Raw genomic sequence first — 23,342 nt, 5'->3', positions numbered from 1 at the left:
ATTAATGGCAAATATTATTATAGACTTTTAAAATGGTTTTTATCTGTGCTGCTTCTGTATAGTTGCTTTGTATATGTTCGTGGTAACGAAAGGCATACTTATCTCGTAACTCCTTATTTTCTATATACTCAATTAGTGTTTTTGAAAGTTCTTCGGGGTTTTCAGAACGAACCAGCACCCCATTATAATTATTCTTAATAACTTCTAAACATTCACCTACTCTAGTAGCTATGACCGGCAATTTTGCCAAACCATATTCTAACAAAGCTAAAGGTAAACCTTCCGATTTTGATGCTAATACACCTATGGTGCTTTGTGATAAAATATGAAGTGTATCGGACTTGGTTGCATAAACAAAAACATGGTGGTTTAGATTTTCATCTAAAATATAGGTTTTAATCATTTTAGAATAAGTGTCGGCAAAGTCTTTACCTACTAAATGTAAACTCCAATCGCTATGCTTTTCAATAACCTTTTTAAACGCTTTTAATAAGGTTAGATGGTCTTTTTGCTCCCGTAAATTTGCTAAGCAAATAATACGCTTTTCTTCTTCGCCATCTAATATAGTTTCTCGAACTTCATTATTAATTACTGCAAAATTTGGCAAGTAACTCACACTATTGGTTTTAAGATTTTCTATAGCCCACTGCTCTAAAGCCTTATTAACGGTAAATATGTGATTGAAATAAGATGAACATATTCTTAAAATTTTAAACTTTCTGTTTTGTAAAAACTCACTATTACCATAATGGTCGTGCCAAACAACCTTTATATTTCTATTGAAAACCCTAATGGTAGTTGCTAAAAAAAATGATGACGAATGCGCGTGAATAATATCGATTCCCTCCTCTTTTATATATTTGCTAAACTTCAAAATAGCCTTAATATCAAAAGTTCTATTTTTATTTAAAAACAAAAAATTAACACTTTCATCTAAACTGTCTTTTAGTAAACCTTCAACCCGAGTTGCACACAAATAAGAACCTTCAATTTTTGTAGACAATGCATTTGCTATGTTTACAGCAACACGCTCTGCCCCACCAACTTCCAAAGAATCTATCAATTGTAAAACCTTCATAATTTATTTAGCAACTTATAAATTTCCTCTTCAAAAACTTCCAAAGTATAATGTTGAGACCAATTTGACGCTAATTTACTCATCCTTTTTAAAGATGCGGTATTATTAATAGCTTTATTAATATGATTTAAGGCACTAGCTAACTCTGGTTTAATTATAATGCCTCTTTCTCCTTCTTTCAGCATAAAAGGAATACATGAAACAGAAGTTGAAATAGGTATCGTTCCAAAAAACATAGCTTCGGCTATGGCTTTAGGCCAACCTTCGGACTTAGAAAGTAATACTAAGAAATGTGCATTCTTAAGAGCTTCTATTAGAATAGTTTTTTCTTGATTGCCATGAAGTTTTATAAATTTTTCTAAATGATTACTGCAAACATATTGCTGTAACTGTTCTTTTAAAATCCCATCCCCATACATATTCAAATGCGCTTGTTTTCCTTCTTTCACTAAAGCTTCTACTATTTGAATTGCTAATAACGGTCTTTTACCTTCCACCAAGGCACCGATATAAACAAACTTTAATTCATTAGAATAATCTCTTTCTATTGGTATTTCAATTTCATAATTCGAATAACTAGCTGTAAAAAAAGGCTTGATGTTTTTGGTTTGATTTTTCCAATTTCCATAAACCAAAACTTGCATGTTTTTTGTTAGAAAAGTATTGCTTAAAATCCATTTTTGAATTTTATAACTTAAAGGTTGCTTTGCTTTTGGATCCCAATTACCTGCATATTTAGCTGTTTTTGACTTTTTCGGAAATAATATTTGAACAAAACATCCCAGCATACCGATGTTTCCAGGGCAACGCAAATGTATATGATCTGCTTTTTTACATGCTTTAAAAATAGCCCAAACAATTATTGGAATTTTTATTACAGATAAAAAACTATTTTTAAATGAAGTAAATTGAATGGAAGAAATCGTACTAAACTGAATATTATTATGAAGATAAGCCATATCGATAGTTGATGGCTTTTCTTTTGTTTTGGGAGCAACAATTATAGTTTTGTCTATATATTTCAACCATAAATTCATTTCACGCACGTAAGGTGCATAAGCAAAATATTCACTTTTCGATGTACAATGAGGAACATGCGTAATGATGGCAAAAATCATTTTTTTAAGGTATAAAACTCTTTTAACAACTCTCTTGAAGTTCTTTTAATATTATCTTTTTTAAACGTAAACGCATACCCTTTAGGCATAGATACGGTTCTTCTGTTTGGTGTTACATTTCGTTGATCTAAATATTTTAACCAGCCAAATAAAATTCTTGTCACAAACAAAAGCCCGCTTCTAATTAGTTTTTTAGAACTTAAATTCACAAAATAGTTAGATAGTGTAATTGCTACTACAGATGCATTTCCTTCGGTTATTTCAGCTTTTAAAACCTCACAACCTGGGAACAAACTACGCATACCTGTATAAGTAAATCTATAGAAATCATACGGTTCTGCATGATATGGAAAATTATGTGGTGCTTCAATTTGTAGAACTCCGCTCAATTTAGTGATTCGTTGCAATTCTTGACAAAATTTCCATGGATTGATAGTGTGCTCAATAACTTGAGCTGCTAAAACAATATCGAACGTGTTATTAACAAACGGAATAAAATGTCCATCAAAAACATAATCGGGTTTAAATTGATTATGTACATCAGAGGTTATGACTTCGCAATTCTTGAATAAATTCTTATAATAATCAATCTTTTCCCCCGCTCCAACTACTAACACTTTTCCATTCTTAGGGCAAAGTTCTACTAGTCGATGATACCTTTTTTCAATATTAAAATCGGCACAAAGTGATGGCAATAACTTTCTGCGAATATAATTTTTAGCGGTCGAGGTGTTTAAGTAAGCACTGCTTTGGGTGGTTGCTTTGTTATTAATAATATCATCGGCACAAAAAATTGAATCTGAACCAAACAAAATAGGCACCCCATCATGTACTGGCAATGTTGCCCCATCTTCAAACAAATAATTGGTTTCTGTAATTTCAATTAATTTTGAATGTGTATCTGGATGAAATATACTATCTATAGTCATGTTCATTTAACGTATTAAAACTTGTAGCCAACCCACGGTTCGGCCTAAAGCTTCTGAAATTACTTGTCTTTTGTTTGATGCAGTAAAGGTATTGCTAAATCTAATTATTATCAATAAAAGCGTAATGGCGTGCCATTTCTTTTTGTCTCTAAATGATGGGATGGGATTTTTGGTTCTCCAAACATACCAACCATTTCTAACCACCATATTACCATATTTATACTGATTTGGTCTTCCAGATGCTTCGTGGTAATGATTTAATTTAGCAGCTGTATTTAAGTATAATTTACCTGTTTTTGCTACGCGAAGGGAAAAATCGGCATCTTCATACAACCCATATCCTTCAAAATAGGTTGAAAACTTGTGGGTTTTAAATACTTTTTTTCTAAAAGAAGAAATGCCTCCCATTAGCAATTCCACTTCATAGATTTTATTGCTTGGAGGGAGAAAACTAACACTCCTAGCATGTGAAAATTTTGGAGAAAATCCTGGAGGACAATCAGGTTCTAAACCTAATTTTTTTCTTATTACAAACCGGCTACTATCTTTTCGTTTCCAACCATCAAAATAAAATTCGTCTATTTTTGGTTGATACGTATCACCAACAAAATCAAAACCGGTTTCATTTTTAATATAACCACCAACGCCTAAAGCTTCTGGATACCTCTCATATGTATTTAATAATGTCTCAAAATAATCTGCATTTAGTACCGTGTCATCATCTAAAAAACAAATAATTTCTGATTCCTCTTGAACCAAGTTAATACCATAATTACGCTGTTTTGTTAAGCCTCTATTAAATTCATCTACCTTATAATACTTTAAATTCTTAAAGACGTTTTTATTTAAAATGATTTCTGTTTCGTTATTAGCAGAACCATCAATAATTAAAACTTCGTTGGGATAAACGGTCTGTTTATGTACAGACTGCAGTAACTTAATGAGTGGTTTAGGCCTCATGTAAGTACAAATTATAAGTGTAAATATTTTATCCATATTAATCCACTTTGTTTAAGAACGTATCATGTATTTTAATAAAAAAAGACGGTCGTATTAAATGTGTTTCCCAAAGTTTTCTATTATTTTTTTGAAGTTCTTGAAACGTTTCATTACTTTTTGAATTATGAAATGCCATTATTTGTTTTTCTAAAGAATCCTTTTTGTGGACGTCTAAAATAATTATATGTTTTGACCAATCTATACTATCCTTTAGGGGTAATCTGCAATCTGTATTTAATAAAACAGGAATACGCCCCACTGCCAAAGTTTCATAAAATCGCACCGAAAAATTACCTACACCTCTGCTACAAAATGTATAGACATTATTAAATATATTGTTGTAAAACTCTTCAGTTGATTTTTGTTTGTCGAATTCGGCTTGTACACCAGCCCTATAATTATTTCTTAAAACAAAATGGGTTTTCAAAACTTTTGATATCTGTAATTTACGCAAATAATGTGCTCGCTTTATACTAGATGGATAGAACGCTTGTTTATCTGCTAAAATTAAACCCAGACTTTTTTTAAATTTATATTTTAAATGGTTTAAAAACTCTTTTACATATTTAAAAAACCCAGATTTCGCATGCCCAACAAAACCTATGCTTGGTTGATTTTCTTGTTCTAAAACAGAAAAACCTTGAGGTAAACAACTTAAATAAGGGTCGTTTATAAAAGAAGGTATAATAAAAGTGGTATCGTTTAATTTACTATCAAATCCGCCTAATCGAAAGGTATAACTATTTTTAATATAGTTTGTAAAACCGTAATCCCCTCCCGTGTAAATCCAAATAGCTTTATCATGTTTTTTTGCTAATTGCAGAAGATTGTTAAAGGCTTCTTTAAATTTAATAAACTGTGAATAATCTATAGGAAACACGACAATATCACATTTTTTCACCTCATCAACTAACTGATAATAATTTGATAATTCTACATTTTTCATAAAGTGTAAATCGAACAATAAAGGGAATACTTTTTTGCGATAGGCTTCTGTTAAAAAATTAGTATTGGTGTAGAGTTTTAGCATTATTTACAATATATCTTTTCTAATGAATAATGTGTTAAACTTTTCTTTATTATAAGTTTCAATAAGGTTAATTTCTTTTGTTTCAACCTTATATCGAATCGGTACAAAATTATGTTCTACTATTAAATTAAATACGTCATCATCTTTTAGATTAAAACGATCTCCAGAATTATTAAATTCTACCAACAAATATTTCAAAGATGGTTTTTCTAAAATATCTAAAGCCCCATTAAGCACTTTATACTCATATCCTTCTACATCAATTTTAATAAAAGTAGGTGATTCATTTTTCAATAATTCATTTAATGTTAATACTTCTATTTTAATGGTATTTTTATTTTCTTCTAAAGAAACACTATTCATAACTGTTCTATTAGTAGTAAAATTAAGAATCTCTTTTTTATCTCCAACACCATTTTTTAGTATGGTTACAACATCTTCTAATTCATTTAATGCTACATTCTTCTCTAATTTATAAATTGTACTTTCTATAGGTTCTATTGCTATTGTTTTTGCTTTACAAATTCCACTTGCTAATAACGAATAATGCCCTAGATTAGCACCTACATCTACAAATACATCTTCCTTTTTTAAATGTTCAATTAAAAACATAGAATCCTCATAATCCATTAACTTATAATAAATATTACCTACCAATCCTGCATCTCCTTTTTCTGCATAAAATTTCAGACCATTAATCCAATTGTAAACTCTTGGTTTAGGGTATAAAGTTTGAGATATATTAAAAGTGAAATATCGAAACATTCCACTTAAAGGAAATGAAGCTGTCAACGGATGTTTTTTAAGCATCCTATATCTTAATATCAACTTACTAAAAACACGACCTATATTCATTTAACTTTTAATTGTTCACTCCAATACATACTTTTCTGCCATTGGTCTTGCATTGTTTCTAAATATTTAAAAGGATTTATTATGGGTTGTTTTCTATAAAATTTAACAAACACATTATACTTATAGCCCTTAATTTGATACTCATTATAATGTTTCTTTACAAACAACATAATAGTTGGAGATGGTTTCGGTTGTACTTTGTCATCTTCCCAAAGTTGTTTTGTTTTTGTTCTAAAACCACCCATAGGCGCTTTTAAATGTGTTATTTTAATATCTGGAAAGAAAACAACATCATTTCCTGTTTTTCGAATTTGCATTCCAAAATCGGAATCTTCTCCATAACCATATTCAAAAGCAGTATCAAAATTTACTTTTTCCAACAATGACGATTTTACAAAGCTTGTCCCAGACCCAAAAATATCTGTTTGAGCAGTAATGAAATATGTTTGTGTTTCACCTGGTTGTAAACATAAAAAAACAAATGCTCCTGTTCTATATTTTTTAATGTTTTGAAATGTTTTTTCAATTAGTTTACTATCGAATCTTATGTCGTCATCGGCCAAAAACACCCACTCGCTTGTAACATGAGATAGTGCAAGATTGCGCGCATTGCATGCTCCTGTTTGATTTATAAAGTAATGCTTAATAATAAATGGCCAAGTTTCGTTATTCAAATAATCTAATTCTGAAACTGAGTTTTCTATGGAATTTTGCTCCACTATAATCACATTTTCAGGAAGCCATGTTTGATTTGATAAATCTTTTAGAACATCATATAAACATTCTTTTCTTCCTAAAGTTGGAATAATAACATCTACTTCTTTTTCTATTTTTTTATTTTTTGTTGATAACACGTTAATTTTACTGAAATCAACTTCAGCATGTAATTTTTTAAAAAACAAACTTCGGAGGAATGACATCAAATGAAGTTTCTTTTCAAAAAATAAAAAACACAACAATAAGTTTACTATCCAAATAGCTTTGTAATGCTGCTTTACAAATTTAAATAATTGAAAGGTGGAGACTTGTACCTCCTTTACTTTCAATTTACCTGATTTTTTAAGCAAATTAGGATTAGAGTAACAAAACAATCCCTTCGGCATTGCTTGCTTTGCTAACGAGCATAATAATAAATTAAAATCCTTTTCATCAAGATGTTGTAATTTGATATTATTGAATGTTTCTGCATAAATACCTCCAATATCGCTACTCATGAGCCATGTTGGGAAATAAACGTGTTTAGATACGTTTGTGTATGGCTTTTGTTCTACATACCCTATTTGTTCTGGAATTACATATTTGCCTGAAACAGTAAAGGAAGCCATAATTAGTTTATGGTGAAAAATATTGTTTATCGCATCAAAATCTATTTGTTCTTTATAATCTTGATGTACCCAAATTAAAAGTTCTTTGGGGTAGACTTTAGCTAATTCATATAATATACTACCTAATTCTTTTTCCGCATCAAAATCAATAGCAAATTCACTACTTGCATCAAAAATCGTTACTGGTTTGTTATTATTATGTACTAGTATTATCATTTCAATAAGGACCTATAATAGTCTAAATTTTTGTCCGCTAAAACCTCAATATCAAAAGTAGTTTCAACCTTTCTTCTTGCTGCTTTACCTATGCTAATGCATAATGCTTCATCGTTTAATAAGGTTAAAATACGTTGTGCGTACAAATCGATGTCAGAAGGAAGCACCAAATAACCATTTTCACCATCATCAATTAATTCTTGCGCCCAACCTATACTCGTATTAACCACTGGTTTTTGCAGCGCCATACTTTCAATGGTTACCATCCCTAAAGTTTCGGCAAAACTAGGAAATACACATACATGCGCATTTTTAATATGATTTTTCACTTCAGAATAAGGTACTTTTCCTAAATAACTGACATTCTTTTTAGCTTTATTTGAAAATAGACTTTCTACCAATGCGTAGGTTGATAGTGTTCCTGTCTTTAAATCGGGCGCATCATTTCCTATTAGTATTAATTGCGCATCTATATTTTGTTCAACTACTTTATTAAATATTTTAGCTAATTCTAAAACCCCTTTTTTTCTGATAATAGTTCCAATATACAGAATGGTATTTCTGTTATAAATAGCAGGTGTTTCATTTTCAAATTTTTTTAATTCCAATCCATAGTGAATGGTTTTAATTTTCTTTTTATTTAAACTGAAAATTTTTTGGGTTTCGATACCTGCAAAAGTGGTGGGAGCGATATAAGCTGAAGCGTTTTTTAAAGCTAATTTTTCAAACAAAAAATTTTTAAACTTTTGTTTACGTTTATCTAATTTACAAAAATAAGCGTCACTACCATGAAATCGTATTACTATAGGAACTTTAAAATGCATAAAAGCGGTAATACCCGTCCAATCTGGAGCTTCCAATAAATCAATACCTTCTTCTTTTACTACGTTACTAATGTACCAATTTAACTGTTTTCTGTAATGATACCAAGTAAGTAGTTTATATCTTTTTTTTGCAATTAAATGAATGGTAACCCCTTCATCAAAAACAACAGTATCTTCCTCTTGATGGTATACAAACACAATAACCTTGATTCCTTTTTCTACTAAAGCAATGGCTAAGTTTTTGATACTTGTTCCAATACCCGCTGCATGTGATACTTTAGGATGAGGATATTCTGAAGTGATGAAGCCTATTTTCATGCCAATATATTTTTAATAGCTTTCCAAATATGCTCCGAAGCTTTTGTTGGTGTTTCACCAGCTACAATTTCAAACCATTTTAAACCTTCTTCTACATTTGATAATTTGTCATCTAGGATTTGTTGTACCAATTCTTCCAAATCATTTTTATTAGTGCAAAAAACAGCAGCATTTTCACTTGGCATACTTCTAAAATGAACGTATTTGTAATTCTGACCAATATCTCGAATGCCTTTTTTTAATTGAGGTTGTTCATAATTGTAATAAATACAGGGTTTATTATGAGTTACAAAATCGAATACGGTAGATGAACACACATTGGTAACAAATTCACTATGTGCACACACATTGTACAACATTTTAAAATCTTCTTTAGCAGGCAATACTTCATTCCACATGGTACCAACTTGTTTCCATATAGGGTCCAACACTTCAATAACATCTTTATTAGACTCAATAATAGCATCATATCTATTGGTGAAATCTACGGGGCATTTTCTGTAAATAATACCTAGATTATAGCCTTTGGAGTTTAAGTTACGTACTGCATATGCCAAATCTTCTAAATAATATTGGTCTAACGGCGAGGTGGTTTCATCATCACCAGAATAGCAAATATATTTTTTATTAATATCTAGATTATACTGCTTAAAAAAATCATTTCTTGTTTCTTTTAAGTTCAAATCAAAATGTGGTTCAAATTGCGGAGTTCCTGTAACAAAAACTTGTTCCTCTTTAACAAATGGGTAATATTGTAAAACTTGTGCTTTCATTAAATCACTCCACACAAAATAATAATCGGTTTCTACCACCTGCATCGCTTTAGGTACGTTATCCCAAGAATATACAAATGCTACTGTTTGAATTCCTAAATCTTGTGCTGCCAACAAAGCGCTAATAGATTGTGTAGAACGCTGTGTGGTGCAAAACACTAAATCTGGTTTATGTTCTAGTAATTGTGCTTTACAATAGGCGTATTTAGATGTTGAACGCTCTAAATCATTTATCTTTTTACGAATACGTTCAATGCCCTTTTCAGAATTATATAAACCTATTAAAAGTTTGGTATATATACTTTTAAGTTTATTTTTTAATCCGTTATTATTAAATGGAAATTTGTAGGTAGGATATACTTTATCATTAAACTTCTTTTCAGATACGTTTAGCTCAATTCGTTTTCTAGCTCTAGAATACAAAGGTGTTAATGAATGAATTTGATGATTTTCAATTCTAACCTCTTCAAAACCCAAATTATCTTTTAATGAAAAAACAGTGTTGTTCCAGTAATGGATATCATAACCCATGTTTTCACCTATCTGTTTAAAATCTGTAAATGCAAAGTTTCTTAAACCTACACCATCAGGAAAAAAAACGAATATTTTTTTTTTCATTACTAAATAAATTTACCCTTTTTTATTTTTTAATTTGTCTCGTTGCATTTGCTCTATGGGCAAAATATCTTGTGATTTGTATCTAAGCGCTTTATAAACCGCATTTAAATCTCTGGATAACTTACGCAAACCCATAGGTTCTAAGGATGCGGCATGGTCTGTTCCTTTCCACGTTCTATCAATAGTATAATGCCGCTCTATAATATTTGCACCTAAGGTATAAGCAGCCACATCTACAGCTATACCTAAATGATGTCCTGAAAAACCAATATGTTTTACCTCATTTTTATATTTTTCAATCAATATATTTATATCTAAAAGGCAAACATCTTCAAACGGCACTGGGTACCCCGATGTACAGTTGTAAAGCACTAAGTCTTTATTTCTGTTGAATTTTTTGAAAAATTCCACCAAATCTTCTATTTCATTTTTAGTAGTCATACCTGTTGAAATATGAAGTTCGCCTTGGTAATTTTCACATAACCATTCCAACATTTTCATATTATTATTACATGCTGAGGGTATTTTAATAAACTCAGGTTGTAAGGAAGTTATTTCTTTTGCAGATGTTAGATCCCAAACCGATGTAGAGTAAGTAATACCAATTTCTTCGCAATAAGATTTCAACTCTTTATGCTGCTGCACATCAAACTCTAAATACTCTCGATGCGCCCCGTAGGTATCTCCATACGAATTAGCTGGATTTGGATGTGGTTGGTTGTATTGCTCTTCTGTTAATAATTCTTTATTATTTCGTTTTTGAAACTTTACAGCATCGGCATTACAAAATATTTTCGCCACTTTAATCAGGTCTTTTGCAATTTCCATGTCGCCTTTATGATTACAACCAATTTCGGCAATGATGTAGGGTTTTTTATAAGTGTTCATAAATTTATTGAGGCAATTAAAATCGTTTATTATAATTAAAAATGAACTGGCATGCTTCTCGAATGGCACCAGCTCCCGAATTTTTAGAAAGCACTATGTCTGCGTGCCGTTTCACAACATCGGTAGCATTATTAGGAGTTAACGACCAGCCCACACTACAAATATTAGTTAAATCGTTCACATCATCGCCTAAATAAGCAACATTATTAAGTGATATATTTTGTTCTTTTAAAACATGTTGTAGTAGGCTGAATTTATCTTTCACACCTAAAAACACATAATTAATTTTTAATTTCTGCATGCGCTTAGCAACCAATTCAGACTGCTCCGATGTCATGACCATAACCTCAATATTAAACTGTCGTAATATTTCAAGTCCCATGCCATCACGCATATCGAAGCTTTTGGTATGTTCACCATCTTTGGTATATGTTATAGTTCCATCGGTAAAAACGCCATCAACATCTAAAACAATATGAGTGATTTTTTTAGACTCTTTAGCTCGTTTTTGGCGTTCAATGAGTAAGGTTTCAACAGCGATCCAATCGTTCTCAGAATCTATTTCGAATAAAGTGTTCTCTGCCATTTTAACCACTGCTACTTTTTCTCCCAACCTGTTTTTATGTTTCTGTAAAGACTCTTTAGTGGTTGTATAAACAGCTCCATTTTCAACCAACAAACCATCAAAATCTTGTCGGCGTGGTCTTTTATGTGGATCGTAATTAATGGCAGTTCCGTTTTCGTTCCATAAAAAACGATGGGTATTTACTACTGTTAAAGAAGAATCATAACCATCATTTAATTTATCTAAACAGGCATTAATATCTTCTCTTTTAGTGAATGGCGATGTCGCTTGAAGTAAACAAAACACATCAAAATCATAATTTATATTTTCAGCGAATTCCAACATAGCAAACTCTGTAGAAGCTGTATCTGTAGCGCTTTCATCGCTTCGCAAAACTACCTTCACTTTGGAGGTCCAATGGTATTCTTTATTTATAAAATCGATAATTTCTTCATCATCGGTATACACATAAACCATGTCTAAATCAGAAAAAATAGCTTCACCTAAAACCCATGTAAACAATGGTCTTCCCACCATTTTTCGTTTGTTTTTATTTGGAATTCCTTTGGAATTTTTTCTAAGGGGTATAAAACCTATTTTCTTCATATCTTTTTAAATCAAAATCAAATATAATGATTTATATTTTTTAGATTTTTTTAAATGGGCAAACATCCATTAAACCGTTTCTGAGATTTTCTAATACATAGGTACTTGGCAAACTTGGATGAAAAATAAACAAATCTTCTAGTTCATCTATTGAATAGCAATTATCCCGAATAGTAGGAATATAATATTCCATTTGTATCGACTCAAAATAATCTTGATACTTTATATCATCGCCAAAAACTTTATCTGAAAATTTTTGCCAAACTGCAGGTATTCCATAAGCATGTGCTATGATAATTCCGTGTAATGAAGACGAAATGATTTTTTTACATTGCAAAAATTCTATGGTTTTTGATTCTATATTAGTAGTCATCATGTCTATAACTAGAATTTCACTATTATCACTAAACCAATCTCTAACCTTTTTCCAATCATTATAATGGGGAACGATACCGTACTTATATTTCTTGTCCACTTTTGGAGCAAAAAATCGAGGTAATAACAATGCGGGGTCTCCATATATTTCGGGAACTTGATATCCTGAATTCAATAAAAAATTTCTTGTTTGTGGTCCACGCACTGCTAAAAATCGGGCATTTTTAATTACATATTCTTGACTAATAATACCACTACCCCAAACCACACATTTATGATTCACATGTGTTAAAATACTACCTATGGTAACATAAATTGGTTGAAAAAAATCTAGAAACGACCATTTTTTTGGCCATGCAAAAACGACTTTTTTACTCGAAATTTGTTCTACCAAATATTTCCCTAATAAATCCCCATAATTCTCTTTCGTTTTACCTTGTATTACTTTTTCATTCCACCAAAAAAGCCGTATTGTATTTGAAGAACTCATTTTTATTAATCCTTTTAAATTACTTTAGATATTATCATATTTCGTTAACACCTCGTGTTTAAGATATTGACACCCTAAACTCGGGATTATATGAATAAAATTATGATTTATTGCACTCTCTATTAAATACTTATTTTTAAAAAACAATGTAATTGTTCCTTTAATTTCTTCAACATTTTCACAATTTTCAATCAAAAACCCATTTACTCCATTTTTAATTATTTCAGCTGTTGCTCCTCCAGGATTAGATTGTATCGGAAACACATCCATACAAATAGATTCTAGCAAAGTATTAGGAATACCGTCTGAGTTGCTGTTTCCTATATATAGTCGTGATTTCCCCATCAATTGTATTAATTCCTCACGAACTATTTTACCCAAAACTTTGAAATTCTCCCAACTTTGTAATTCTGAATCAGCTATAAAAGCAAATACTTCATCATCTGCTCCAAAAACAACAATTTCAAAATTATAAAGCTGCTCTTGTAATTGCTTAATAGCGTTTAAAACCGGAATTACACGACCAGAACGTCCTTGGAACCCTTTAATCAAAATAATTTTTCGTTTGTTATTAGGAATTTTATAATTGGTCATTCTTTCTATATCAAAACCTCCTCCTCCAGGAAAAACACCAAAAAAAGCACCATTAAAACCATATCGTTGAGCTATACCATAATCTCGTTTACAATCTGTAAATAAATAGTTAATTCTTGGTAAAACACGTTTAATGTCTCTTAAATAATTTGAATCATTTTGAAAATAATACAAATCACTGCCCCAAGAAGAGTAAATCCATTTTTGAGTTGGATATTTTTCCATAACCCCAATAATGGGTGAACATGATAAATACAACGCAAAACTATGCACTACATCTGGTTTGATTTTGTTAAGATATTCTTCAAATACTTTTTCTGTATTCCGTTTATTGATTTTTTGAATTCTATTATAAATTTGAGGAAAATTCTTTTTCAAAAATACCCGACCTGGATAACTCCAACGGAGTTTCCAATCGGTTTTTTGAATCACCCAACCTATTCTTTCTACAGGCTTACTCATTCCTGTAATATCGAACCAATATACTTCATGACCTGCATCTTGAAGTTGGCTCGTCCATCTAAAAAAATGGAGTGATGGAATAGAAACCATAAGAATTTTCATTATTTAAAATACATTTTAAGCTGTATACTTTTTTGACTTCGATTAAAAGTATGTGAATAAGGATTATTACGAAACTGTTTGATAATAGCCTCTAATAATAAATTATTGACTACTTCCATATTATACAACAATTGGTGTTTTCGTCCAAATAGGTGTTTTAGTATGTTTTTAACCTTATCTGAAAGAGATAAAGGTGTTATTTCAATTAAAATGACTTCATTATTAAAATTAGCCATTTGAGCTAATAGGGCATTCACTTCTATTAATGTACATTTTATATGAATATAACGATAAATGCTTGTCAATTTTTCATAGTCCTCTTTAAGTGTAGGAGATCCCCAATCAATATTTTGATTTACAATGGTTCTTTGAGCCCTATAAGAAAGCAACATATAGGAATGGTTTATACGCTCTAATTTAGAGTGAAATGGATGCTTACTAAACTTACTTCTATATACTTTTGGATGCCATTGATGTTTTACTAAAACGGCCTTATCATAGAAGAATATGGCGTTTCCTGCATTTTTCATTCTAATATGAACATCTGTATCTTCAGCGCCCCAACCATGGTAAAACTCATCATATCCATGTAGCACTTTCAATGCGGTTGTAGGAAATAAAGTTGTTCCTGTAACTTCTTCGCTACCTCTAAAAGCCAATTCATAAGAACCAAAATTTTTATTAGCTAATGATTCTTCTTGAGATAGAAAACCATATTGAAAATAATGTACTTCATTAGGCTTTGCTAGTCTTATTGCATTTTCTATAAAAGTAGGTGCAAAAATCAAATCAATATCACCTACCAAAAAGTAAGGGGTATTGGTTTGTTGCAAAGCGATATTAATAGCACGACATTTATGCCACAATTGTCCTTCAACTGGACAATCTATGTATTGAATTTTAGGATAGAGTTTTAATAGTGTTTCCAATTGCGATTTATAGCCTTTATTAGAACCATAGTCGACTAAAAACAACTCAAAATCCACACATGTTTGCTCGTGCAATGATTGCAAACATTTTTCCACAATTCTTAAGTCGCGGTTGCGATTGGTTAAAACTAAGGTAATCATTAAAAACTTTTATATAAAGAATACAAATACATTTTTGTAATTGGATAATGTTGTAAATCGTATTTTAGGTTATAAAAATACAATTTAAAAGCGCCTAAATAATTTCTTTCTCTATTATATCTAACCATTAAGCTTATTTTTTTATTGACTAAAGCTTTTTGAACAACAGGTTGTTTATGTTTAAAATTAAAATCGTTTAGGATTTCATGCGTTATTCCCAAATTTGTTTTAACAATCGCGCTGGCTACTTTTCTAATTTTAAAAGAGACACCAATATCCATTCTATATACTGCCGTAACATCATCCAAAAAATGAATCCTACCGCCATCTTTTAAAGTCCATAAATAGGTCGGCCAATCGCCATATGGAAATTTTAAAATCCAATTGGGAAGTTGATTTTGATGGTCTTGAATATTCTTAAAAAGGACCGAAACTGATGGTATAAAATTATCAAAAATCAAATCATCAAAACTAAATGTTGTCTTCTTCAGATTCGCAGTTGATTCTTTAAATTCACCATTAGGAAAAAGCTTTCTAACTCTAGTGTAAACGATCGAAAAATTGGTGTTGTTCTCTAAAAAAACGACTTGTTTTTGCAGTTTATATGCGTCTATCCAATAATCGTCTCCATCACAAATGGCTATATACTTACCATCACAAGCCTTAATGGTTCGCATGTAGTTAGCTATGAGCCCTATATTTTTTTCTAAAGGAGGTAATAATTTTATTTTTGTCGGATGTGCTAAAGCATACTTTTCACATATGGTTCGCGTGGTATCAGTACTGCAATCCTCTCCTATAACTAATTGATAATCAAAATCTGTTTTTTGCATCAAAACACTTTCTATAGTTTGAGCTATAAATTGTTCTTGATTATAGGTAAGCATGAAAATACTAACGGTGCTATCTACCATTTAAAATTTCTAATTATGTTTAAAAATATAAAAACCAAAAAAGGTTTTACAAAATAAGTTTAATACCTTTTTTCTACCTTTTAATAGTTTCATTTTTTTTAGCGCCTCTATTTCAGAATTTAAAGTAATGAATGAGCCCTGGTGCTTTACATAAAAATCAGCATGTTTAATGCTTAAATAGTTATACAACTCCTTTTTGTCTGAAACATCCAAATTTGTATGTCTTGATTTTTCTTTTATTCTATAATAAAAACCTACGTAATCTAATTGAGATACATGGCCTCCATTTTTTAATACTGCAATCCAAAATTCCCAATCTTCAAGACCTAATACCATATTTAGATCATAACCTCCTACACGTTCCCATTCCGTTTTTCTATAAAGCGCTGAGCAAAAAATCATGTTATATAAACCTAATTTAGAAATATCAAATACGGGTAAATTCCAAACTCCAGATTCAGAACCAAATTTTTCTGCCTTAGTATACACTACTTTAAGGGTTGGGTCTTTTAGAAATTCATTAATAGTTAATTTCAAATAATCACTACCAATTTTATCATCGGCATCTAAAGGCAATATAAATTCTCCATCTGCTTCAGTAATTCCTAAATTACGTGCACTACATATCCCTCCGTTTTTTTTATTAATATATTTAAAACGAATGTCTTTTGCCAACCATTCTTTAGCTATTTGTTCTGTATTATCAGGACTACCATCATCAACAATAATACATTCCCATTCTTGATAACTTTGATTCATCACTGACTGCAATGCATCATCCAAATACAGCGCTTGATTGTAACATGGTACTATTATGGATACTAATTGGCTCATCAACTTATTTTAAACGTTTTGTTTTAATTTCAATGCCTGTTTTTCAATTAAATGCCAAGATAAAAAACCAAACCCAATTGATAAAAAAATGGAATATAGCATTAATGTATAAGTATTCATTTTAAAAAACCACATCAAGGTTTGCTGGATAGGAAAACTATAAATATAAATACCATAGGAGGCATCTCCTAATTTAAAAAAGTCTTTCAATCCTATAAAAGGAACAAACCCTATTAATAATATTAAAAAAGGCAAAACTATATAATTTACTAAATCATAATAATTAAAATAAGGCGAACAAAGAAAGATACTTACAGCAACAAACAATAATGTCTTTTTATTTTTAAAAGTTTCTAATTGCAAGGAGGCTAACACACTACCTGCTATGAAGAAAGTTCCTAAATTGAGTATATGTAACCCTAATAAATTCATAAAACTAGCACCTGCAAACTTAGGTAGATAAAAATTATATAGTATGTAAAAAACGAAAAAAGTTAAGCTTAATACATACGAAATAATCCACTTTTTGTTTCTAATAAAAAAAAGAAAAGACAGAGCAATGTACAAGCTAAACTCATATCTAATAGACCAAAGCGAACCATTTATGGAACGGTATGTATTGGTATCAAAAACACCTTGTATACTCGATTGAAATCCATATAAACTTACATTATAAGGTATATAGGTATATACTTCTTTATTTTTAAAAAAAGAAACCTCACCAGTATAGACAAATGCTACTAAAATTAATGAAAGACATAAAACGACAACAAGTGCCGGAAAAATTCTTAAAAATCGCTTTTTATAATATATTAAAAGGCTTTTACTTCTTTGTAAACTTTGAAAAATAAAATACCCACTAATAATAAAAAAACCACTTAATCCTATTTGAGAAAAAGATAATTGCCCATTGGATAATTTATTAATCCCTGTGTTTTCTTCGGCACCTCCAGATAAGGCATAAGCATGTGAAATAACAACAAAAATTGCAAACAAAAAACGCAAAAAATCAAAATTATTATTTTTTATTCTTTTTACCATTCTTAAAATTGCTTCGGTTTATTCATTATAAACTTTATCAAATAGAAAAAACGTAAAAACGCATACTTTACCTCTACTAAAAAATGCTTCATATTGTTACTTAAACTCCCTAACAATCCTTTTGAGGCTTGAAAAAAACTAACATCTTGATGCCACAATTGGTAATTGCCTACCACATCATTTTTAAACCTAAAAAACAATTGTTTTTTAGTACGTTTAACATCATAAGCAAAAATAGATGGCACAAAATCAATATCATAACCCGCATTTAAAACCCTTATTGTCCATTCTTTATCCTCAAAAGTCGGTACATCTTCCCTAAAAGGATGTTGCTCCCACACAGTTCTACTAAAGGCAGAACCCGAAAATATCAATCCTGATTTATTGGGATCTTGTTTTGCAGAAATGTTATTGATGTAATTTTTATAATCGTTGGGTTGATGCAGGCATCGTAGTCCTGCCAAATTAGGGTTTTCTTGAAACTTTGCCTTTATCAATTTGAAAAAATCGTGACTTACAGGATAGGAATGTGCACTAAAAATGACTATGATAGGGTTTTTAGCTTCTTTGGCACATATATTAGCACTTCCTCCAAAACTATACTGCTCTATAGTGACAATACGAGCATGATATTGGGTTGCTATGGATAAACTTGCATCGGTAGATAGGTTGTCTAGCACTATAATTTCATTAACATCATCGGCGTAGCGTTCTGTTAAATTTTTCAACAAAAACTGCAAAGCATCCGCTTGATTTTTATTTCTAATAACAACTGAAATCATTCTTTTTTATTTGCTTGTGACAATAATTTATAAACTATTCTAAAAGGCTTCATCACCCCTTTTCCTATTTTATATTCCAATGAATTCTTAATTTTCATTTTTCCCAAACGATGGGTTTTTATATAATAAAAAAGCACTTCGGCCGTGTTGTCAAAATGTTTTGTATAGAGTTCTTTGTGTTTGCGAAAAATATACTCTATATTAGCTTCAGAGTGGTTGTTAATAGTATCTACGAGCATAGATTTTTTAGCCTTTCTATAATAAAATAAAAATGCTTCAACAAATTGAAATTTCCAGCCTCTTTTGGTAACATTCAACCAAAATTCCCAATCTTCAAATCCCTTTTTCATGGTTTCATCGTAGCCTCCTACTTCCTCCCAACAAGTTCTCCTATATATTGAAGAGGGCATTAATTTGTTTTCAAACATTAAATCTAGATAATTTGAGCCTGAGGCTTTATATTCCTTTATAATGTTTGATTTATTTCCTGTAAAAAAATAACGATAACAAGATACAATTCCTAAATCACTATTTTTATTTAGTACAGGAACTGTTTTTTTTAGATAATCTGGATGTAAAATATCATCGGCATCCAAGGGTAAAATTAATACTCCTAAACTCTTTTTTATACCAAAATTCCTTGCTGAAGGCAAACCACCATTTTCTTGATATACATATTTAAATCGAGCATCTTTCTCTAGCCATTGTTTAGCTATATGCTCTGTATTGTCAGGACTACCATCATTTACAATAATACATTCCCAATTAATATAGGTTTGTTCCAAAACAGATTGCAAGGCTTCACTTAAATAATGAGCTTGATTATAACAGGGAACAATTATAGACACCAAAACACTCATCTTTTTACAACTTTATTTTTTAAGTAACGTAAAGGCGCAAAAAACAATGACCCTATGTTATACTCCTTTGAATTTTTCACTTTGTATATGCTATTTCTTAAAAGTGAATTTTGTCTTAATAATTGAAAAACATAAAAATCAAGATGCTTTTCATAAACTTCTTTATGTTTTAAATAGATATATTGCCTTAACTCTAAATCATGATTTTGTAACGCCTTTTGGTCTCTTGAAAACTTCTTCACCCTATAATGAGACAAGACTTCTTTTATGATATGAATAGTTCCTCCTAGTTTTAAAACAGCAATCCAAAATTCCCAATCTTCATAACCACCTTGCATTTTCTCATCAAACCCACCTACAGTATTCCAAGATAGCTTTCTAAACATAGTATTTGCGGTGCAATTATTAATAACAATAAAATCCGTAAGACTTCCTCCTAAAGGTTTTAAAATTTCTATTGTCTTACCTCCATAAAATTTACTACAATAACTACTTACCGCGACAAGTTGCTTATTAGCATTTAAAACATTAACAGCCTTTTCAATAAAAGTGGGTTCATAATAATCATCGGCATCTAAGTTTAAAATAAAGTCTGTTTGTGCTAGTCTTATAACTGTATTTCGGGCATGACTGACACCCTTATTTTCCTGATAAACAATATGCACGCCAGGATGCTCTATTTGTTTTAAAACATTTCTAGTTGCTTCATTAGAGCCATCATCAACAATAATAATCTGCTCTGGTAACAATGTTTGATTGTACAAAGATTCTAATGCCTGCATAATGTATTGCCCATCATTATAACAGGGAATAATTGCAGTTACATTACTTTTTGAGTTTGTCATTGTAGTCTTAGAAAATTACAATTTTATTATCGTCTATACAAAAATGGAAAAAGCATTTGTCTATACCTAATTATAGGGAAATATTTAATGCTAAACTTGGTAAATAACAACTGAGGTTGTGAGAAAAAAAATCGTGCCCAAGCTGTAATATCTTGATGTAATTTATTTTGCTGTTTGTATTTTAGCATCCATATCCATTTCAAAACATCATCAACAACAGCATTACTAACATGATTTTTACTGCACCAAATGGCTATCCCTTCGTGCATTTTTATATTGTAAACTTTATACAAGGCTTCATTAACAAAAATATTTTCCTCGTGTACACCCCGTATGGCTAGCGGCTTATTTATAATTCCTGTTTCTAATCGGCTTTTAATGGCCATTTTCCAAAATATATCGGTGTCTTCGGCAACAATTAATGATTCATCAAATAATCCTGTGTCTTCAAAAATACTTTTTTTAATTGTAAGTCCATCAATATGAAAATGGCCGCATTTCCCGTATAATAAATTTTTAAATAATGTTTCAGGTGCTACTTTTTGAGTTACGGTATAAAGTTGATGTGTTTTTAATTCTAATTCGGTTGCTGGTCTATAAAAATGAAAGCCTACTGCATTATAAACACCATCGCAATTTGGATTTTCTTGAAACAACCTAAAATCATTTACAAATCGATTTGGTAAAAAATAATCATCAGCATCCAGAAAAGCTATACATTTACCTGAAGCCTTTTGTATTCCTAAATTTCTGCTTGCAGATCGTCCTTTATTAACTTTTTTGGGATGGTGGTATAATTTAATTCTTTTATCTGCATTTTGCATTTGAGTAACTATCTCTTGAGTAGCATCGGTACTACCATCATTAACCACGACAATTTCGGTTACTTCAGATTGTTCACATGCAGATTCAACGGCTTTTGCTATAAAACGTTCTGCATTGTAAACTGGAATTATTATGGATAACGAAAATGGCACAAGCTATAATTTTAAGATCAATTTTTATTTTCTGAATTATTATTTTTTAAAGGCATAAATCATTCCGGTTAAAGCATCGTAATGTCTTGAAAAATAATCAAAACCAGAATGAATTAACATATCTTCTATAACTTTAGATCCTTTATCGTGCCACTCCAAAAGTAACACATCAATTTTATCAATCATTCCAGATTGAAAAAGATCTTCTAAAATTTCATATTCTCCTCCTTCACAATCCATTTTTACAATCACTTTTCTGTTGCTATTTTCTGCTATAATACTCCCAATTTCAAATGTTGCCGATTCTATTTGAACTTCCCTTTCTTTAGCACTTATATTATTTCGATAGCTAGGACTTGATTTTCCTCGAAGACCTGTATTTCCTTTGCAATTTTTATCAAATAAAAACAGTTCTTTACGGCTATTACTACCTAATCCTATATTTTTTATTGTTGCTATTTTTTGAATTTTATCATTTAAACTAAAATTATATTGTGCTAGCTCAAAAGTGTCTTTTACGGGTTCGAACGCATAAATTCTATCTACAAAATCTAATCTTGAAAAGAAAAGTGAGGTTATACCAATATTGGCTCCGATATCTATGAGAATGGATTTAGAGCCTGTAATAAAATCATAATCATTCCTAACAAAAATTTCATTTAGAATATGAAATTCTTCTTCACTTTCCACATAAATATTAAGATCTAAAAACCCAACTAAAAATCCCTCTTTATGATTAACAATAGTGAGGTCTTTAAATTTATTTTCTAAATTTTGAATGTAATATTTAGATTGAAAAAGAATATTAAAATTCTTTTTGATACCATATTTTTTCAAAGGAAGCATTAATTGTGCCCTTTCTTTGTTTTTATTTACTATCCGATACCCCAGCTTATTAATAAGTGTATATAGAAGGTTTCTCATTTTTTACTCTTAATTTTATATTTACTCTTAAAAAAGAGATTTTAATTTATGTTTCAAATTATAACTAGGAAATGTAACAATAGCTTTTAACAAAAAATAACGCTTTACACAATGATTGTTATTTTTTTTAGCTCTTGCAAAACGAGACATATAATAATTAGATTTTATTATTTTTATTTCTTGTTTTGTAAAATTATCAATTTCAATTTTATTTTTTTTTCTTCGCTTATAGGCGTTTATCATAGCATAAAAATGCCAATAATGTGCCTTAAATTTATTTTCGTTTGCTGAAATACTCTGTTCATGTATTCTGTAGCGATATAAAACTTCATTCAAAAAAACAACTGTTCCAACTTCTTCCATTTTAAAATATAAATCTTGATCTACAGCTCTTTTCATTTTTGCGTCTATACCTACAGTTACATTATATTTTTCCTTTTTAAAGGTTGCAAAATGCGTCATCGCACCTGCTCCACTTGTTAAATACGACTTACCAAAAGATATGGCACTGCCGTGATTTCCTTCTTCAATAGTGTTCATCTTTAAATCAACCAATTCATATTTAGATGTTACAATACTAACATCATTATGTTCTTTATGAATTTGTACCATTTCTGTAATAGCATTAGGAAACAATGCATCGTCAGGATCTAAAAAACCACAAATACCGCCTTCTGCTAAAGAGACACATTTATGTTTAGCATAACCACAACCTTTATTTTCTTTGTTTGTAAATAACTTAAATCGGGTGTCATTGCCTATTATTTTTTTTATCAACTCTACAGAATTATCAGTGGAAGCATCATCTACAATTATTACTTCCCAGTTTTCATAGGTTTGCACAATTACACTTGCATAGCAATCTTTAAAAAAAGAACCATTATTGTAATTCGCTATTAATATGGAAAATAACATCATTTAATTATTTTA

23 protein-coding genes are annotated in these 23,342 nt (G+C 30.4%); all 23 read right to left on the bottom strand.

Annotated features, from left to right (window positions below):
• Nucleotide 1: 1 nt before the first annotated feature.
• Genes QLS71_RS13140 through QLS71_RS13030 form a run of 23 tightly spaced genes read right to left on the bottom strand, consistent with a single transcriptional unit; the run spans nucleotide 2 to nucleotide 23,330 of the window.
• The gene (locus tag QLS71_RS13140) at nucleotides 2-1,078 is read right to left on the bottom strand and encodes a glycosyltransferase family 4 protein (RefSeq protein WP_308992635.1); all 1,077 of its coding nucleotides are present in this window, start codon (nucleotides 1,076-1,078) and stop codon (nucleotides 2-4) included.
• Nucleotides 1,075-2,196 (bottom strand): glycosyltransferase family 4 protein, encoded by a 1,122-nt coding sequence (locus tag QLS71_RS13135; RefSeq protein ID WP_308992636.1) that lies wholly within the window; start codon nucleotides 2,194-2,196, stop codon nucleotides 1,075-1,077. The genes QLS71_RS13140 and QLS71_RS13135 overlap by 4 nt, the downstream gene beginning before the upstream one ends.
• Nucleotides 2,193-3,131: a methyltransferase domain-containing protein gene (locus QLS71_RS13130; protein ID WP_308992637.1), complete on the bottom strand. Its 939-nt coding sequence runs from the start codon at nucleotides 3,129-3,131 to the stop codon at nucleotides 2,193-2,195. Before QLS71_RS13130 ends, QLS71_RS13135 begins: the two co-directional genes overlap by 4 nt.
• Complete coding sequence (locus QLS71_RS13125; RefSeq protein WP_308992638.1) at nucleotides 3,132-4,121, bottom strand: glycosyltransferase; 990 nt, start codon at nucleotides 4,119-4,121, stop codon at nucleotides 3,132-3,134. It abuts the gene before it with no gap.
• 1 nt (nucleotide 4,122) lies between these two features.
• Nucleotides 4,123-5,154, bottom strand: a complete 1,032-nt coding sequence (locus QLS71_RS13120; protein ID WP_308992639.1) for an exostosin family protein — start codon at nucleotides 5,152-5,154, stop codon at nucleotides 4,123-4,125.
• A gap of 3 nt (nucleotides 5,155-5,157) precedes the next feature.
• On the bottom strand, nucleotides 5,158-6,009 hold the full coding sequence (locus tag QLS71_RS13115) for an FkbM family methyltransferase (RefSeq protein ID WP_308992640.1): 852 nt from the start codon (nucleotides 6,007-6,009) through the stop codon (nucleotides 5,158-5,160).
• Complete coding sequence (locus QLS71_RS13110; protein ID WP_308992641.1) at nucleotides 6,006-7,550, bottom strand: glycosyltransferase family A protein; 1,545 nt, start codon at nucleotides 7,548-7,550, stop codon at nucleotides 6,006-6,008. Before QLS71_RS13110 ends, QLS71_RS13115 begins: the two co-directional genes overlap by 4 nt.
• Nucleotides 7,547-8,692, bottom strand: a complete 1,146-nt coding sequence (locus QLS71_RS13105) for a glycosyltransferase family 4 protein (protein ID WP_308992642.1) — start codon at nucleotides 8,690-8,692, stop codon at nucleotides 7,547-7,549. The genes QLS71_RS13110 and QLS71_RS13105 overlap by 4 nt, the downstream gene beginning before the upstream one ends.
• Nucleotides 8,689-10,083 carry a UDP-glycosyltransferase gene (locus tag QLS71_RS13100; RefSeq protein ID WP_308992643.1) on the bottom strand — a complete coding sequence of 465 codons (1,395 nt, stop codon included), beginning with the start codon at nucleotides 10,081-10,083 and terminating at the stop codon, nucleotides 8,689-8,691. The genes QLS71_RS13105 and QLS71_RS13100 overlap by 4 nt, the downstream gene beginning before the upstream one ends.
• 12 nt (nucleotides 10,084-10,095) lie before the next feature.
• Complete coding sequence (locus QLS71_RS13095; RefSeq protein ID WP_308992644.1) at nucleotides 10,096-10,971, bottom strand: N-acetylneuraminate synthase family protein; 876 nt, start codon at nucleotides 10,969-10,971, stop codon at nucleotides 10,096-10,098.
• A gap of 16 nt (nucleotides 10,972-10,987) precedes the next feature.
• Nucleotides 10,988-12,142: an acylneuraminate cytidylyltransferase gene (locus tag QLS71_RS13090; RefSeq protein WP_308992645.1), complete on the bottom strand. Its 1,155-nt coding sequence runs from the start codon at nucleotides 12,140-12,142 to the stop codon at nucleotides 10,988-10,990.
• A 40-nt stretch (nucleotides 12,143-12,182) separates the two neighbouring features.
• Nucleotides 12,183-13,007 carry a polysaccharide pyruvyl transferase family protein gene (locus QLS71_RS13085; RefSeq protein ID WP_308992646.1) on the bottom strand — a complete coding sequence of 275 codons (825 nt, stop codon included), beginning with the start codon at nucleotides 13,005-13,007 and terminating at the stop codon, nucleotides 12,183-12,185.
• A gap of 24 nt (nucleotides 13,008-13,031) precedes the next feature.
• On the bottom strand, nucleotides 13,032-14,165 hold the full coding sequence (locus QLS71_RS13080) for a glycosyltransferase family 4 protein (protein ID WP_308992647.1): 1,134 nt from the start codon (nucleotides 14,163-14,165) through the stop codon (nucleotides 13,032-13,034).
• Nucleotides 14,165-15,235 carry a glycosyltransferase gene (locus tag QLS71_RS13075; RefSeq protein WP_308992648.1) on the bottom strand — a complete coding sequence of 357 codons (1,071 nt, stop codon included), beginning with the start codon at nucleotides 15,233-15,235 and terminating at the stop codon, nucleotides 14,165-14,167. Before QLS71_RS13075 ends, QLS71_RS13080 begins: the two co-directional genes overlap by 1 nt.
• Complete coding sequence (locus QLS71_RS13070) at nucleotides 15,235-16,149, bottom strand: glycosyltransferase (RefSeq protein ID WP_308992649.1); 915 nt, start codon at nucleotides 16,147-16,149, stop codon at nucleotides 15,235-15,237. Before QLS71_RS13070 ends, QLS71_RS13075 begins: the two co-directional genes overlap by 1 nt.
• A gap of 9 nt (nucleotides 16,150-16,158) precedes the next feature.
• Nucleotides 16,159-16,983, bottom strand: coding sequence for a glycosyltransferase family A protein (locus QLS71_RS13065; protein ID WP_308992650.1), 825 nt, complete (start codon nucleotides 16,981-16,983; stop codon nucleotides 16,159-16,161).
• 9 nt (nucleotides 16,984-16,992) lie between these two features.
• Complete coding sequence (locus tag QLS71_RS13060) at nucleotides 16,993-18,024, bottom strand: acyltransferase (protein WP_308992651.1); 1,032 nt, start codon at nucleotides 18,022-18,024, stop codon at nucleotides 16,993-16,995.
• 2 nt (nucleotides 18,025-18,026) lie between these two features.
• A complete protein-coding gene (locus QLS71_RS13055; RefSeq protein ID WP_308992652.1) occupies nucleotides 18,027-18,806 on the bottom strand; it encodes a glycosyltransferase in 780 nt (259 codons plus the stop codon).
• Nucleotides 18,803-19,666, bottom strand: coding sequence for a glycosyltransferase family A protein (locus tag QLS71_RS13050; RefSeq protein ID WP_308992653.1), 864 nt, complete (start codon nucleotides 19,664-19,666; stop codon nucleotides 18,803-18,805). The genes QLS71_RS13055 and QLS71_RS13050 overlap by 4 nt, the downstream gene beginning before the upstream one ends.
• Nucleotides 19,663-20,511, bottom strand: a complete 849-nt coding sequence (locus tag QLS71_RS13045; RefSeq protein WP_308992654.1) for a glycosyltransferase family A protein — start codon at nucleotides 20,509-20,511, stop codon at nucleotides 19,663-19,665. The genes QLS71_RS13050 and QLS71_RS13045 overlap by 4 nt, the downstream gene beginning before the upstream one ends.
• A gap of 26 nt (nucleotides 20,512-20,537) precedes the next feature.
• The gene (locus QLS71_RS13040; protein ID WP_308992655.1) at nucleotides 20,538-21,488 is read right to left on the bottom strand and encodes a glycosyltransferase family A protein; all 951 of its coding nucleotides are present in this window, start codon (nucleotides 21,486-21,488) and stop codon (nucleotides 20,538-20,540) included.
• 39 nt (nucleotides 21,489-21,527) lie between these two features.
• Complete coding sequence (locus QLS71_RS13035) at nucleotides 21,528-22,412, bottom strand: FkbM family methyltransferase (protein WP_308992656.1); 885 nt, start codon at nucleotides 22,410-22,412, stop codon at nucleotides 21,528-21,530.
• A gap of 27 nt (nucleotides 22,413-22,439) precedes the next feature.
• A complete protein-coding gene (locus QLS71_RS13030; protein WP_308992657.1) occupies nucleotides 22,440-23,330 on the bottom strand; it encodes a glycosyltransferase family 2 protein in 891 nt (296 codons plus the stop codon).
• Between the last annotated feature and the right edge of the window lie 12 nt (nucleotides 23,331-23,342).

Source organism: Mariniflexile litorale, assembly GCF_031128465.2.
Lineage (GTDB): Bacteria > Bacteroidota > Bacteroidia > Flavobacteriales > Flavobacteriaceae > Mariniflexile > Mariniflexile litorale.
The sequence above is the reverse complement of the archived record's forward strand: the minus strand, read 5'-3'. Positions and strand labels throughout refer to the sequence as shown.